Below are 14,784 nucleotides of genomic sequence, written 5' to 3'. Positions count from 1 at the left end.
CATTTGACTTTTGAATATATACACCACAGTCATACAATCCTGTGGTACTGTTTATAATTACGCGATGAAGAGCCGATTCCGCTCCGGCAGCATCAGATTAACCATGCAAACTTGCTTACCATCAGAAATAAAGCGATAAAAAATCAGAAGGAAGAAAGCTTTTGTCTGAAGGACCTGCCTGATAAGTTCAATGTTTCAGATGGCAATACCCTTACCACATCAACCCGACACATATCTGCAGATCCATTGCAAAATAATCTTACTGCACCAAAGCCACAAACAAGGAGTAAACCAGCTGAGAGAAGCAGCAGCCAATCTGCAAATCCCATTACAGAAGACAACCAGATACCCGCCATCATAAGTAGCAGCGGGAAAAGATAAATCAGAAAAGAAGCCTTTAACAGTGAGCCTTCAGGTATACCAACCACGACCCTGTCACCCTCTTTCACAACCCAGGGACTGATTGCCTTGATATATGAAAAAGATGTGTCGGCCCGGTACTTTTCGGAGAGATGCTGCCCACAACCGTTTTGAGCACTGCAGCTTGAACAGCTGGATTGCCTGATTGTTTCAACCCAGACAAAGTCACTCTCAACAGCCACAACTCGTCCCTGCTCTTCTATCATATTCCTGCAAGCCTGATACAGATTTGTAACGAAATAATAAAAAAAAAACCAGCCTTCAAGTCCAGCAAACTTACTTGATCATTACATCATGGCTTACTTTTTACCGGACGAACAGATACAGCTACCCGCTCTGCCGCACCCAAAGGAATATCACCAACAACCGTGACATGGAAGTACTGACTACCCTCTCTGTAAATCTTTGAAACCGCCGAAAGCGCGCCGATTTTTTCAGATGCCTGACTGAGCACCCGAGTATCATCCTGCTCAACAAAAACAGAGAAAGTGGCAATTCCATCAGAAAAAATCAAAGCGTCAACATCATGTTGACTTACCGGAGAAGGACGGATACTGCTATTTTCCAACACAAAGCCATCTGGCAACCAGCCCGTCTCCCACCCTGCTGGCATACCGAGCTCCTTTGAATGCTCTTTAACCCGATTGCTTTTTATGTGGATAGTTTCATCGATCCTGGAGGGTTTATGGTCCAGAAGCGCCAAAACATCATCTGACAGCTGACCAACACTCAGAGAAGTGAACTGCAGTCGCTCAATAATTTTACCCTGATCATCGACCAGCACTGATTTAAGTAAAAGTGAAGTCTCTCGATCAAGCCATAACTGATACCCATACCGGAAACGATCTTTCGGCAACACAAGCAACAAGATGGCTTCTCGCCCGGCAACACGGTCAATACCAACAATTTTCAAGTCGTAGAAATTGTCAGATATACCTGACTGAAACTTGTTTATTACGGGCATTAATGAGCCATGCTGAAACTTCGTGACCCCTTCGTTGTAACTGGAAAAGAAGAGCTCTTGCCCAGACCGTATTACTTCACGGGGAGCACCATCAAGATACAGAATACGTTCCTTTTCCAATATTTTCTGACTTTCAGCTTGATGAATGATACTCAGTGTATGAAGCTGCGCTCCCTGCTGATAAACAAATTCTCCCTGAAAACTCAATTTTTTGGAGGAAGCTGCCATTCTTTCAAGAAGGTAACCAGCATCTGATGACGCCTCTGCATACAATAAGCCAGCATACAAAAAGCTACTGACAAAAAAACAATTAACCAGCAGCTTTCTGGGAATCCATTGCATCTGTTTCATAAATTTATTGGTTGTCAAAACTGGTCAATCTGGCAAATGACAAAATACTCTGGCCACTTCCCATTGCAGAAAGCTCTGCATGCTGAAGTGCATATGCATGAAAGCGCTCTCTGGTTGCCCTATCAGCAAGGTTCTGCGCATAGGCAAGTTGTTCAGGTGTAATACTGTCATGCTGCTTAGAGTGATACCCGGCACGAATACCCGATACACCATAATCGTTTTGACCTGATTGTGCCAACTGAACTGGCTGAGTCAGGGTAGCTGGTTCATTTTCAGCCAGAACCTGCAAATCAGGAGACTGGTTGCTGTTTCTGACCCCGATAACAACGGCAAAAGCCACAGATGCTGCCACAGCAACCTTACCCAAAGAAGCCCACACATCCGAAATAAAGTGACTCGTCCCGGGTCCATTCTCAGAAGAACCACCTGATCTGCGTACATTCTGCGAGCAGGCATTATCGACTTCCTCCTGTTCCAGGGCAGCCATAACCCCCTTGGAAATATCAACCTTGGCAAATTTACTGCTTTTTCCACGCAGTGTCTCGCCGATCAGCTGATAGCGACTCGCAAGTGTTCGCAGGTCATCGTCTCTGCCTATGCTGTCAATCACACGACGCAATTCGAGATCACTGGCCTGCCCATCCAGAGAAACTGATAAAGATTCTTTCAATTGTTCTCTGGCGCTGTGTTGAGAACCCTTTTCACCCATAGACAAACCTCTGATATTCATGCCGATCATCTTGCTGTCGAACATGAACTAAACCTTGTTTAACCACTTTGCCCTAATAACGGTCTGATTTCACGATCAATAGCTTCACGGGCCCTGAAAATTCTGGACCGTACAGTTCCAACCGGGCAGTCCATGACATCCGCGATTTCTTCATAACTGAGACCGTCAAACTCTCTCAACATAACCGCCGTTCTCAGCTCATCGGGTAAACGCTGAATTACATCATGAATGACCTGCTCAATTTCATTACAGTACAGGTTGCGTTCAGGGGTATCAACGACTCTCAACGTTGTCGCTGTTTCCAGAAAGTCAGCATCATGAACATCAATATCAGACTCTGGAAGCCTTCGCCCTTTTGATACCAGGTGATTTTTAGCCGTGTTTACAGCGATACGATACAGCCAGGTATAAAAAGAACTATCCCCACGAAACTTCTCCAGCGCACGATATGCTTTGATAAAAGCCTCTTGCGTAACATCCTGAACCTCTTGAAAGTCACTGACATAACCTCCAACCAGCCCAAGAATGCGGTGTTGGTATTTAATAACCAACACATCATAAGCTCTTTTGTCACCCTGCTTTACACGATCAACCAACTGCTGATCAGAGTCCGGACTATCAACCATTCAGGCATCTCCACCCATGCATGGCAGAAGTACCAAAAATGGTGCCATCGTGCAATATAGGGTTCAGCTCAACCGCAGTAATATAGACCATCAAAATGAAGAAAAGTTCCTGATATTTTCAATTTTTTACTATAAAGGGTATTTGTCCACCACAACCCAGTTTATCTGAGTTCTGTAATTATATTGGAAAACTGACATCTTATCTTTAGCACTTTAACGACACTACAGTAGCTACAACGCATTCAACGTAATACCCAGATATGTATAATCTAAAGTAGATAGTTGACTTGGCTCAGTAAAGTACAATTGTCAAACAAGCAAACTCAGGCCTCTTGGTTCAATTCAGATCAGCTGCAATCTTATCATCGACCCGAAGAATAGCCTCTTTAGCCCAATGCACTTGAGCTACAACTGTAATTAATCATATCCAAGCCAAGCCTTGTGATAACGTATTATGTCACTACCAGACAGTTACCGTTTCACAGGCTAGCACATTAAGCCACTCTGCATTAATTTTCCCATGGCTTATTGATGGATAGATTACGTCAGAAGAGTAACCAGATAACCGGGGAGCCTTATGCAACAGCCCTGCAATTATGATGTAATCATCATTGGTTCTGGCGCAGCCGGACTGACAACTGCACTGCAGTTGCCCGATCATGCCAAAATAGCCATTTTCAGCAAAGACTCATTGAGCGCCGGTTCAACTTATTGGGCTCAGGGTGGTGTGGCTGCGGTACTAGACCGAACAGGCGACAATATCGACCAGCATGTTAAAGATACTCTGACTGCCGGTGCTGGCCTATGTGACGAAGCAGCAGTTCGGCACATAGTTGAGAATGGCAGGGAGTGCATTGAATGGCTGATAGGCAAGGGCGTTCCATTCACCCCGGATCATAGTGTAAACCGGCCCTTCGACTACCACCTGACACGAGAAGGGGGACACAGCTCTCGCAGAATCATTCACTCCGCAGACGCCACTGGACGGGCTATTTCAGACACATTACTGGAACGGGCAAAGTTAAAGCCAAACATTGACCTTTTTGATCATCATCTGGCAATCGACCTGATTACCAACAGTAAACTGGAAAATTGCATAGACAACAACAAACATCGCTGCGTTGGTGTTTATGTGCTCGATCTGGTATCCGACCAGGTCCATGCATTCAAAGCTCGTTGTACCGTTCTTGCTTCCGGGGGAGCCAGCAAAACCTACCTTTACACCAGCAATACAGATGGCGCATCCGGCGACGGCATTGCCATGGCATGGCGGGTGGGCTGTCGGGTTGCCAATATGGAATTTAATCAATTTCACCCAACTTGCCTCTATCATCCAAATGCCAAGTCATTCCTTATTTCAGAAGCCGTTCGGGGTGAAGGAGGCCTTCTCAAGCGCCCCGATGGTAGCCGATTCATGCCAGACTACGATCACAGGGCAGAGCTGGCTCCCAGAGATATTGTTGCACGGGCCATTGATCATGAAATGAAGCGCCTTGGGTCAGACTGTATTTACCTGGATATCAGCCATAAGCCTACAGAGTTCATTCGCTCACATTTCCCAACTATTTATGAACGCTGCATAAGCTATGACATCGACATTACCAGAGACCCAATCCCTGTTGTTCCTGCGGCACATTATACCTGTGGTGGAATACTGGTTGATAAAAACGGTCAAACAGACACAAAAGGCCTTTTTGCTGTCGGCGAGTGCAGCTTTACCGGCCTGCATGGCGCTAACCGTCTGGCCAGCAATTCACTGCTTGAGTGCTTTGTAACAGCAAAAAGCTGTGCCCGGATAATAAGCGACACCATTCATCAATACCCGGAACCACCCTCGCTACCGAACTGGGATGAGAGCCAGGTAACAGACTCCGATGAAAATGTGGTTATCTCTCACAACTGGGATGAACTTCGCCGTTTTATGTGGGACTACGTTGGTATTGTCCGCACCACGAAACGGCTGCAGAGGGCTATGAATCGCGTCGAGTTACTTCAATCTGAAATTCATGAGTTCTACAGCAATTTCAAGGTCAGTAATGACTTGATAGAGCTTCGTAACCTTGCCCAGGTATCTGAACTGATCATTCAATGCGCCCTGGCCAGAAAAGAGTCTCGCGGCTTGCACTACACACTGGACTACCCTCACACGAACAATGTTCCCGAAGACACGATCCTGATTCCTGAGAACTTTAGAGCTTGAGAGCTTGTTGACGTTTCTAGGAGGCTGTCCGAGAACTAGCTATTGAAAAAACGAAAGCTTCAGCATTTTCTTGGCTGATCAAATATTGACCTAAATTTAGCCTGTTTTGGGGTAAAAATTGCGTTTTTTACCCTTTTGCTTGCCTTTATGCTGCCATTTTAAGCCTTTTTGCTTCTTCAAGACGGATTGATCCCGTTGAAACCGATTTGACAATTTTTTTGAAATTATAAGCACTGCAGACCAGTGAAAATTCTCCAGCCACTTTTTCCTTACCCCGGACACTGAACCCTCTGAATCCTGAGTTCTTGATTTGGCCAAAAGGCGGTTCCGCAATCACCTTGCGACGCTCATAAACCGCTTTGGCCTCTTTGGTTTCCATTTTGCGGTTCATCGCCTGGCGTATGGCTTCGTGGCGGTCTGTGCGAATCACTTTCCCCGGGTCTTTGTTGTCACCACTGCACCTTTTACGTAACGGGCAATCCCGGCAGATATCTTTACTGACGCGGTAGCTTTTGTGTTTTGCTTTGCTAGCCGTGTTATAAATCAGCTTCTCACCGGCAGGGCAGGTAAAGCTGTCGTCTGCTTCATGGTAAATAAAATCCGCTTTGACAAACTTTCTGTCAGAGTCTTCCAGTCCCTCTGTTGCAGGCTTCTCCTGTCGATCCGTAGCCATGTAAGCGTCAATGTTCGCATCATCAAACGCTTGCAGGTTGGGCCCTGAGTAATAGCCATTATCCTCACTCATTTTGCCAATGGACGCGTTATCTGTTGCTTCTGCAATGGCTTCAAGTGCAGGCTTTACTTCCTGCTTGTCATTGGCATGCTGGCTGATGTGCTGGCCAACAATGATACCATTATCGCTGTCGACGCTGATCTGGGCGTTATAACTGTACTGATAGCCACTGCCTTTTTTACCCATGATCCTGGCATCATGATCAGCAAAGCTGATTTGCTTTTTGTCGTCTATCGGCTTATCGGGATTCAGGGCCTGTTCCCGTTCTTCAAGCGCTTTTTTGGCCTCCTGGATTTTCTCTAACCGTTCCTGCTTGAATTGCAAGTCTTCAGGAATGCTGTAGCCAGTCTCCTGCTGATAAGCATCGTCCTCTTCACTGTCACTGGTTTCGGCTTTTTTAATCAGGGCCTCAACTTCAGCCATTAATTCAGCTTCTTTGGCCTTAAGTCGTGCGTAGCTCATGGCCTTATGCTTTGATGAGTCGGCTTTGAATTTGGAACCATCAAGAGCGATGTGGCCCAGCGAGGCCATCTGTAGTTCCCGGGCGAGCAGCACGCTCTGTTTGAAACTGCTTTTAAAAAAGGTGGCCTGGTTTTTACGAAAGTCACTGAGCACCCGGAAATTTGGGCAGTGCTGTTTGGCGATATACATGAAAGCCAAGTCCTGATTGCAGCGCCGTTCAATCTCCCTGGAGCTGAACACACCATGGCTATAGGCATAGATCAGGATCGATATAATCAGTCGTGGGTGGTAGGCATTCTGGCCAAGATGGTGATACTGCTTTTCCACTTCAGAGGTGTCGATATGCTTGAAGATATCTTCAAAAACGAAGCAATCATGATCTGGTGGCAGCAGGTCGAAGATGTTCGATGGGAACATCAGGTGCTGGTCAAAATCAGCAGGGTTATCTTTGAATTTGATTGATGACATCCGTTTCGGCAACAACAAAGTGGGCAGAAGATGCCTGATTATACTTAATCAGGCTATTCTCGGACAGCCTCCTAGCCCTTTCCATCAAAAGGAGAGTGAGGCTCAAGAATCAGTCTTAGCCTGAAACCATGCAACTCAACAGGATCAGCACTGTCTGGAAACAGAATCAGGTATGAAGGACGACGCTTACCCTCAACGCTCAGCTTAAAGCAGATCAACATTGAGGAGACAACAATCTCGCCCTCAGGCCAGGCTCGATACCAGACGCCTGCAAGATTTACTCGCCATTGATCTTCCAGCAAACGGATCGAGGAAATACTGGTCGGAAGCTTGCGAGCAATAAATTGAAGGTAGTATCGATATAGATGTAAAGCCAGAGCGGTCGACAGAACAAACCTGATAATGGGCCAGACTGAGCAAAGCCACAATGCGACAAAAGCGGCACCATGGCTTAGAAGCATTAAAACAAGGTGGTAACGGGACCTTCTTAAATTAACTTCACAAAGACTCGCCCTGGTAACGTCCACGTTCCAATACTCTGTCAACCATACGGCTTAGCGCTTGGTCTTCAGGCCTTGCGCCACTCATAAACCAATTAAAAAGGTCGGGATCTTCACACTCCAGAAGGCGAACATACGTTTGCTGATCAGCCTCGCTCAAATCGGATAGCGCCTCCCTGGTAAAAGGCTCCAGAAGCACATCCAGCTCTAGCATCCCACGACGACTTCGCCACTGCAGGCATTTCAATTCATTTTCATTCAGCATCTTAGAATAACTCCAATTATGGATTTTGCCGGTTATTATACCTTTAAATTTGAAGCAATATTCCTCTATTATGCCAACATTTATTGAGTGCATGGCTGGCAGACGCAATAACTGTACCGCTATCAATTATTTTGTAAGGTATCAGTGTTCTGTCCTATCACATCGCGACAACCAGATAACAAGGTAATCAGATGGCCAACGACTGGAAGACCTACTTAAGATCGCAGGGCGCTGTTTATGAACAAGAACAGTTAACGGGCTTTTCCAAAACACCACGAGCACTTGATGACAATTCTGTCTCAGTACTCTCTGGCCATAGCTTTATCAGAGTCGATGGCACCGATCGCCAGAAGTTTTTACAGGGACAAATTTCAACCCATATGCTTCAGCTTACTGGTCATCATTACAGCGCCGGGGTGGCCTGTTCCCCTAAAGGACGAATGTATACCAATTTCAAAATTATGGACAATGGTGAAGACTACCTGATGTCTATGAACTCAGGACTGGCTGAAACGACTGTAGAAACGCTGAAAAAGTACGCTGTTTTTTTTAAGGTTAACCTCACACATCAACCAGATTACATCGCTCTCGGTCTTTCTGGAGCAAATATCGACACAATACTGACCAATATTTTTCCGGACTCAACACTTCCAGAGCAAAATGAAATCATCAAAGTTTCCAGCCGTGGCTATCTCATAAAAGCCCCCGGCATCAGGACTCGCTATGAACTTTGGCTTCATCAGGATGACCTCCCTCTGTTATGGCCTGAACTGACCAAAGAACTTATACCGGCAACTGAAGATTTCTGGGGATTACTGAATATTGAGTCGGTAATTCCAGAGCTTTGTCAGGAAACTATTGATAAATATATCCCCCAGCATCTCAACCAACCCTCCCTTGGCGGGGTCAGCTTCAGAAAGGGGTGCTATACCGGTCAGGAAATTGTGACGCGAATGCAAAACCTTGGCCAACAAAAAAGCCGGTGTTACTGGTTAACTCTGGAAAGTACCAAAGAACCTGACATTAACGCCCGTCTTTATAACAGTAACAGCAAACCGGTTGGTGAAGTAATCCAGTGTGTCCGCAATATCGAAAACGGCAACACTGAGTTACTGGCCGTTATCCGGATTGAAGCAGCTGAAGCCAATGATGTATTTTTCGGCACAGAAAAAAGCCATCAACTGCAGGTTCATGAAATACCCTATGCAATAGACCCAAAGGCCGAACTGCAAAAATAGTGGCACCGGGTCAGTCTTGCCTAGCCAGAGCCACTCCCGACTCTGGCGCTTAGCTGATATTCTTTTTAATATCCCCCAATACCCCATAGGCTTCGTCAAAGTCGTAACTGATGACAGCATCCTGAAATAATTTAAGCGCTTTCTGGTCAATCTGATCTTTCAGCCCTTGAATAAGCTTTGGAAGGAGAGATACGACATCCACATCCCCTTCACTAAGCTTTTGCTCCATCTCTTCAAGTAATCCATTCAGCTCACCAACTTCAATAGATCCCTCCCCGGCTGGTTCTAACTCGTCTTTGACCGGAGGCAAATGTTCAAGGCCTTCCATCACCTGCTCAAAAGCCAACACGAACGAGTCCATTAAGCCACTGTCAGGCATTTCATACTGTTTTCGTAAACCATTCTCAAGTTGAGCAGCCTGATCATGCAATCTGTTTGCCCCTAAATTACCGGCAACACCTTTCAATGCATGTATTAATTGGCATGCCTCATGCCATTTTCCGGCTTCCAGAAATCCCTGCAATTGGATCAGATCTTTGCGCTGGCCATTGTAGAAATCCGTCAACAGCTTTTCATAAAGTGTCCGATTCCCCTGAAGCCTCTTCAGACCTTCATCTACATCTATTCCAGGCAGTTTCAAACAAGACAAACTCTCTGATGCCTGCTCTAAAGCAACAGGATGGAGTACATCAGTTTCTCCTACCTGCAACCAGTGCCGCACCATCTGCTTGAGGGCATCAGGACTTAATGGTTTGGAAATGTGATCATTCATTCCAGCTTGTATGCAACGCTCCCGATCACCGGTCATGGCATGAGCTGTCATGGCAATGATAACCAGCTTTTCTTTGCCAAGCTTTCGCCTGATCATCCGTGTAGCCTGATACCCATCCATTTCAGGCATCTGAATATCCATAAAGACCAGATCAAAATCTTCGTTCTTCACTCTCTCAACTGCTTCAACACCGTTGGTAACCATAACGACATCAAGCCCCATGCCCTGCAACAATTCACGGGCAACCTGACGGTTGATCTCATTATCCTCAGCCAGCAATATGCGCCCTTTAGGAATAATCTCGCAAAATCGGGTCTCTTCGATGACTTCAGTCTTCGGATTACTCTGGCACTTCAACAGGCGTCGAATGGTCTCTATCAAAACGGAGCGATTGACCGGTTTGATCAGAAAAGCATCGACTTCACCTGAGGCCCTTGCCATAACCTCCTCACGCCCATAGGCCGACACCATAATCAACCTGGGCTGAACAGCAAGATTGAGTTTATGAATACTTTTTGCCAGTTCAATACCGTCGATATCAGGCATTTTCCAATCAAGCAGCACCAGAGAAATGGCCCCATGAACATTGGCATTCTTCACTTTCAGTAACTCAAGCGCTTCGTCACCATGGCCACTCTCCCAGGTCTCACATCCAGATGTTGTCAAATGGCTGATCAGCAGCGCTCTTGCTTCAGGGTTATCATCCACTACAAGCAGACGAACCCCTGCAAGCGACTGTTCCAGTGCCTGAGTCTGATGGGCAACACCCAGCTCAGCGGTAAAGCGAAAAGTACTTCCCTTGCCGGGCTCAGAATCAATAGAGATATCTCCATTCATCATGTAAACCAGGTTTTTACAGATAGCCAACCCAAGCCCGGTACCGCCAAATTTACGGGTTGTTGAACCATCCACCTGAGAAAATGACTGAAACAACTTGCTCTGCTGCTGTTTGCTGATACCAATCCCCGTATCCATTACCGAAAACTGCAGTCTGACAACGTCCTGCCGACTGGAAATCAACTGAACGGATACATTCACTTCACCTTCACTGGTGAACTTGAGTGCGTTATGGGTCAGATTGACCAGTATCTGACCAAGCCGGAGTGGATCACCTCTCAGGTGCCTGGGAACATCAGACTGAATATCATAAGTCAGTGTGAGGCCTTTTTCCCTGGCCTTGATACTGCTGAGGTTATAGACGTTGTCAAAGACACCACCAAGATCAAACTCAATATTTTCCATATTAAGTTTGCCTGCCTCAATCCTTGAGAAATCAAGAATATCGTTAATGATTCCCAGAAGATCATGGGCGGATACCTGAATTTTATTGATGTAATCCCTCTGCTGATAAGAAAGCTTCGTTTCCTGAACCAGATGGCTCAAGCCAATAATCGCATTCATCGGCGTGCGGATCTCATGGCTCATATTGGCCAGAAAATTGCTTTTGGCCTGATTTGCCTGGTCAGCAACTTCTTTCGCCTTGTGCAATGCTTCTTCTGTCTGTTTTCGATCGGTAATATTTCGACCAGAAGCAAAAAGATAACCTTCTCCTTCATATTCCATATAATTCGCGGTCACTTCTACCGGAAAAATGCTGCCATCAGACGTTTTTCTCAGCGTTTCATAAGTCATACCTTTTCTGAGTACCAGTTGCTCCCAGAGTTTCTTCCAGGAACTCCGGGTAACCGCGGGGTTAATATCCATAATCGATAGTGTCATTAACTCTTCCTGAGTGAACCCCAGCGCTTTACAGGCAGACTCATTGACATATTTGTGATAACCGTCCCTGCGAAACCAGTGGATATGATCCCCCGCGTTATCCAGAGAGAAGCGTGCCATTGAAAGCTCTCGTTCTCTTTCAATCTGCTGGGTAATATCCACAATGATGCCAATCACACGCATCGGCTTACCCTGCTCATCCCTGAAAACCACCTTCCCTTTACTGCGAACCGTACAATAGCTGCCATCTTTTTTGCGGATACGGTAAACAAACTGGAACGAGTTATCAGACGTCTCCAGCTGGTGCTCAAAAAAATGAATCGTTGGAATTTTGTCCTCCGGATGAAGCAGCCGTCGCCAGACCCGGATATTTCCCAGCAGCTCTCCGGGCTGGTAACCAAGCATGGTTTGATATCGGGGGCTGAAATACAGATTATCCCTGATGACATCCAAGTCCCAAAGACCATCGGAAGCCGCATCCATTGCCAGCTGATAACGCTCCTCACTGACTCTTAAGGCATCTTCGGCATTTTGCCGGTCACGGGCGACCGCGACCAGCTCACCCATTCGATGCAGCAAATCCATTTCATTGATATAGACCTGATATTTTTCAGGAGTATTAATCAACCCAATGCCACCAACCACACGGCCAAAGAGCATCATAGGGGCATAAACCGCAATAGAAACCCCCAAACCATCAAGAATGGCAGTCCCTGCCAGATCACCCTTTTGCAATATTTCATCACGAACCAGTATATTGACCTGATCCTTTTTCACTGCTCCATATACATCAGTGAAGTCATGGTCAAACAATGGCTCAAAAGCCACCGGATCAGGGTCAGGACAGCATGTCCAATAATGTTCAATTCGAGCTTTAGGCGCCCAGGAGAAGATACAAACAGCTTCAGCATTGAGATAGTTCCCAAGTTGACTCAGAAAATAGTCGATGGCTTGATGAACCGGCTGATCCATGAAATGCCTGGAAATATCACTCAAAAGGCGATCAAGCTCTGAACGAACCCGAAGCCCTTCTTCTGCCTTTTCACGATCGGCAATCTCTATGGTCAAGCGACGATTCCAGTATACGATGAGAATCAATGTCACCAGAATCAATACCAGACCAATGAACAACTCTTTATTGGGCCGCCACATGCCTCCATGAATTGACAGCCAACTGCTTTCAACTAATTCCCGGTCTTCTGGTGTAATGGTATCAACCGCTTTTTCCAGAATAGAGGCCAGTTCAGGAGCGTTGTTTCTCGATGCCATTCTAAAGTCGTAGTTGAATCCAGCTTCAGCAACGACCTGCAAATTAGTTATTTTCATTCGCTCAATTTCATGGCTTGCAGAAGCCAGATTAACGACCATGGCATCAAGAACGCCACTGGCAACCTGATTCAAACCCGTGGCGATATCCGGAATATTGACAAAATTGACTCCCGGACATTTCTGCTGGAAGGTTTCATAAGTGACATAGCCTGGGGCGAAACCAACCCTTTTCCCATTTAAATGGGCTGGAGAGCGGATACTCTTGTCAGAGACACGGGCAAGGATGACTGCGGGTACACTTACCAATGGTTTGGTAAAATTCAGATACCGGCTACGCTCTACCGTTTTCTGTAACATCGCTACTGTATCGACATCGTGCCGATATGCCCGACTCAACGCCTTTGTCCATACGGGATCCTGATGAAGCTGAAAGGTTATACCCAGCCTATCCTCCAACAATTTAAGATAATCTATGGCTATCCCCTGCCATTGTCCTCTTCTGTCAATATAAGAAAATGGAGGTTTATTATTATCAACCAGCACACTGATTACCGGGTTTTCACCTAACCAGCGGCGCTCGGAATCATTCAATTCAACCATTGAACCACTGAGACGAAAATAGCGATCTTTATTACTGATAATCCATCGATTTTCAATGGTACGATACTCATCCGGAGTAATTGCCTGAAAGCCATTATTCAACTCAGGCAATAAGTTCGCAGACCTGTTCAGCAAAAGGCCAGCACCCACCACCTGATTCAGATCAAAGTACTCGCTGGTGCTCACCTCGCCAACCAGACCATGACGATTGAGTGCTGACTGAACAATCACAGGCGCGCCAAGAAATGCGTCTATCTCTCCCGAGAAAAGGCTCTCAATCATCTCAGACACACTGTCATGTCCAATTGGGTAGGCATCTGGTAACCAGCGGCGAACAAACTCCTCCTGACTTGAAGCGCTGATAACACCCAGTTTTTTACCATTCAGCTCAGCCAGGGAATCATCCAGTTTACTGGCGGAGCGAAAATAGATTCGAGTATTCAATCCATAATAGGGGTTTGACAGCGCCATCCACTGGCTTCGTTCGATCGTCGGAGAGACTGCGGCAATAACATCAACCTTACCCTCTTTCAACGCTTCGATACTTTCACCAATTGGGCCCACTCGGAACTTAACCGGCGTTCCTGTTTTTTCTGACCATAAGTTCCAGATATCAACAAAGAGGCCTGAGGGCTTACCCAGTGCATTAATAAAAGACAATGGGGCCAAGGCGGCATCAAGGGCAACCACCAGGCTTTCAGGGTTACACGGTGTAAACCTGAACCAGTCTTCAATCAGGCTGGCCTTATCCTGATCAGATACCTGAGTCATACCCTTTTCAACCATACGGACAAGATCAGGTCGATCAGGAGCGAGAGCTGCTCTGATCTCAACCGGTTGCAGAGGAGTCTGAACAATCTGATACTCATCGGCAGCGCCCAGTCTGGAGACAAAATAGTTCAGACTTGCACGACTACCCAATATTGCATCAACTTCACGGTTAGTTGCTGCATTGACCATCGATGAATAAGAATCGTATGGAACAACAATGGCATCAGCATTAAATTTTTTCAGATGTGGCTGGCAATTATACCCTGTGACATAGCCTATCCGAAGGTTTGCCAGTGCCTCCTTGAAGCTATCAACCTGATGACTTTTTCCCACAAAAAGTACAGGAACAAACTGATAAACCAGTGCACTCCCTACCCCCTTTTCACTCAGCTCATTTTGAATATTGGGAGGAACGTAAGCCAGGACATCCACTTCTGAACGTCTCAATTGAGCTTCAATTTGTCCCGGGGAAGATGCTATAAACTGTATATCAATATTGTTTTTTTCTGCCCATAGTTCCCATAGATCGTGAACCAGACCATCGGCCTGACCTTCGCTATCGGTAAACATCCAGGGAGGATCATCTGAGAAATAAGCGACGTTGACGGGTTGGTTCAAGCCTTCTGCATAAACACTGGCGCTGATAGATGGCATCAGAAAAAAGGGCAGGAGGAATATCAAAGTCCATAAAATCGT

10 protein-coding genes are annotated in these 14,784 nt (G+C 46.2%); 2 read left to right on the top strand and 8 right to left on the bottom strand.

What is annotated here, in order from left to right:
* Positions 1 to 143 precede the first annotated feature (143 nt).
* The 4 genes from MJO57_RS13500 to rpoE all read right to left on the bottom strand — a co-directional run bounded on the left by MJO57_RS13500 (position 144) and on the right by rpoE (position 3,091).
* Entirely contained in the window at positions 144 to 626 is a 483-nt protein-coding gene (locus MJO57_RS13500; protein ID WP_252025997.1) for a SoxR reducing system RseC family protein, read from the bottom strand.
* An 86-nt stretch (positions 627 to 712) separates the two neighbouring features.
* A complete protein-coding gene (locus tag MJO57_RS13495) occupies positions 713 to 1,753 on the bottom strand; it encodes a MucB/RseB C-terminal domain-containing protein (protein ID WP_252025995.1) in 1,041 nt (346 codons plus the stop codon).
* Positions 1,740 to 2,465, bottom strand: a complete 726-nt coding sequence (locus MJO57_RS13490) for a sigma-E factor negative regulatory protein (RefSeq protein ID WP_252025993.1) — start codon at positions 2,463 to 2,465, stop codon at positions 1,740 to 1,742. The genes MJO57_RS13495 and MJO57_RS13490 overlap by 14 nt, the downstream gene beginning before the upstream one ends.
* A 38-nt stretch (positions 2,466 to 2,503) precedes the next feature.
* Positions 2,504 to 3,091: an RNA polymerase sigma factor RpoE gene (rpoE, locus tag MJO57_RS13485; protein ID WP_252025991.1), complete on the bottom strand. Its 588-nt coding sequence runs from the start codon at positions 3,089 to 3,091 to the stop codon at positions 2,504 to 2,506.
* 577 nt (positions 3,092 to 3,668) lie between these two features.
* On the opposite strand from rpoE, the gene nadB reads away from it, so the two are divergent.
* Complete coding sequence (gene nadB, locus MJO57_RS13480; RefSeq protein ID WP_252025989.1) at positions 3,669 to 5,291, top strand: L-aspartate oxidase; 1,623 nt, start codon at positions 3,669 to 3,671, stop codon at positions 5,289 to 5,291.
* 145 nt (positions 5,292 to 5,436) lie between these two features.
* Here nadB and MJO57_RS13475 read toward each other — a convergent pair whose 3' ends face one another.
* From MJO57_RS13475 to MJO57_RS13465, 3 genes are all read right to left on the bottom strand, one after another.
* Entirely contained in the window at positions 5,437 to 6,954 is a 1,518-nt protein-coding gene (locus MJO57_RS13475; protein WP_252017502.1) for an IS1182 family transposase, read from the bottom strand.
* A gap of 71 nt (positions 6,955 to 7,025) precedes the next feature.
* On the bottom strand, positions 7,026 to 7,415 hold the full coding sequence (locus tag MJO57_RS13470) for a hypothetical protein (RefSeq protein ID WP_252025987.1): 390 nt from the start codon (positions 7,413 to 7,415) through the stop codon (positions 7,026 to 7,028).
* Between the two features lie 37 nt (positions 7,416 to 7,452).
* A complete protein-coding gene (locus MJO57_RS13465) occupies positions 7,453 to 7,719 on the bottom strand; it encodes a succinate dehydrogenase assembly factor 2 (protein WP_252025985.1) in 267 nt (88 codons plus the stop codon).
* Positions 7,720 to 8,099: 380 nt separating this feature from the next.
* Between MJO57_RS13465 and MJO57_RS13460 the strand changes: the two genes are divergently transcribed.
* Complete coding sequence (locus tag MJO57_RS13460) at positions 8,100 to 8,957, top strand: folate-binding protein YgfZ (RefSeq protein WP_252025983.1); 858 nt, start codon at positions 8,100 to 8,102, stop codon at positions 8,955 to 8,957.
* A gap of 49 nt (positions 8,958 to 9,006) precedes the next feature.
* On the opposite strand, the gene MJO57_RS13455 is transcribed toward MJO57_RS13460, so the two are convergent.
* Entirely contained in the window at positions 9,007 to 14,742 is a 5,736-nt protein-coding gene (locus MJO57_RS13455; protein ID WP_252025981.1) for a transporter substrate-binding domain-containing protein, read from the bottom strand.
* Between the last annotated feature and the right edge of the window lie 42 nt (positions 14,743 to 14,784).

Origin of the sequence: Endozoicomonas sp. SCSIO W0465, assembly GCF_023716865.1 — a bacterium.
Classification (GTDB): Bacteria; Pseudomonadota; Gammaproteobacteria; order Pseudomonadales; family Endozoicomonadaceae; genus Endozoicomonas.
Note: the sequence above shows the minus strand (reverse complement) of the source record. Positions and strands in the feature narration are given on the sequence as shown.

Bases quoted from the DNA above. Each gene is read 5' to 3' on its own strand.
- MJO57_RS13500 (WP_252025997.1), bottom strand. From the start codon at position 626: ATGATAGAAGAGCAGGGACGAGTTGTGGCTGTTGAGAGTGACTTTGTC.
- MJO57_RS13490 (WP_252025993.1), bottom strand. From the start codon at position 2,465: ATGAATATCAGAGGTTTGTCTATGGGTGAAAAGGGTTCTCAACACAGC.
- rpoE (WP_252025991.1), bottom strand. From the start codon at position 3,091: ATGGTTGATAGTCCGGACTCTGATCAGCAGTTGGTTGATCGTGTAAAG.
- nadB (WP_252025989.1), top strand. From the start codon at position 3,669: ATGCAACAGCCCTGCAATTATGATGTAATCATCATTGGTTCTGGCGCA.
- MJO57_RS13475 (WP_252017502.1), bottom strand. From the start codon at position 6,954: ATGTCATCAATCAAATTCAAAGATAACCCTGCTGATTTTGACCAGCAC.
- MJO57_RS13470 (WP_252025987.1), bottom strand. From the start codon at position 7,415: ATGCTTCTAAGCCATGGTGCCGCTTTTGTCGCATTGTGGCTTTGCTCA.
- MJO57_RS13465 (WP_252025985.1), bottom strand. From the start codon at position 7,719: ATGCTGAATGAAAATGAATTGAAATGCCTGCAGTGGCGAAGTCGTCGT.
- MJO57_RS13460 (WP_252025983.1), top strand. From the start codon at position 8,100: ATGCTTCAGCTTACTGGTCATCATTACAGCGCCGGGGTGGCCTGTTCC.
- MJO57_RS13455 (WP_252025981.1), bottom strand. From the start codon at position 14,742: ATGCCATCTATCAGCGCCAGTGTTTATGCAGAAGGCTTGAACCAACCC.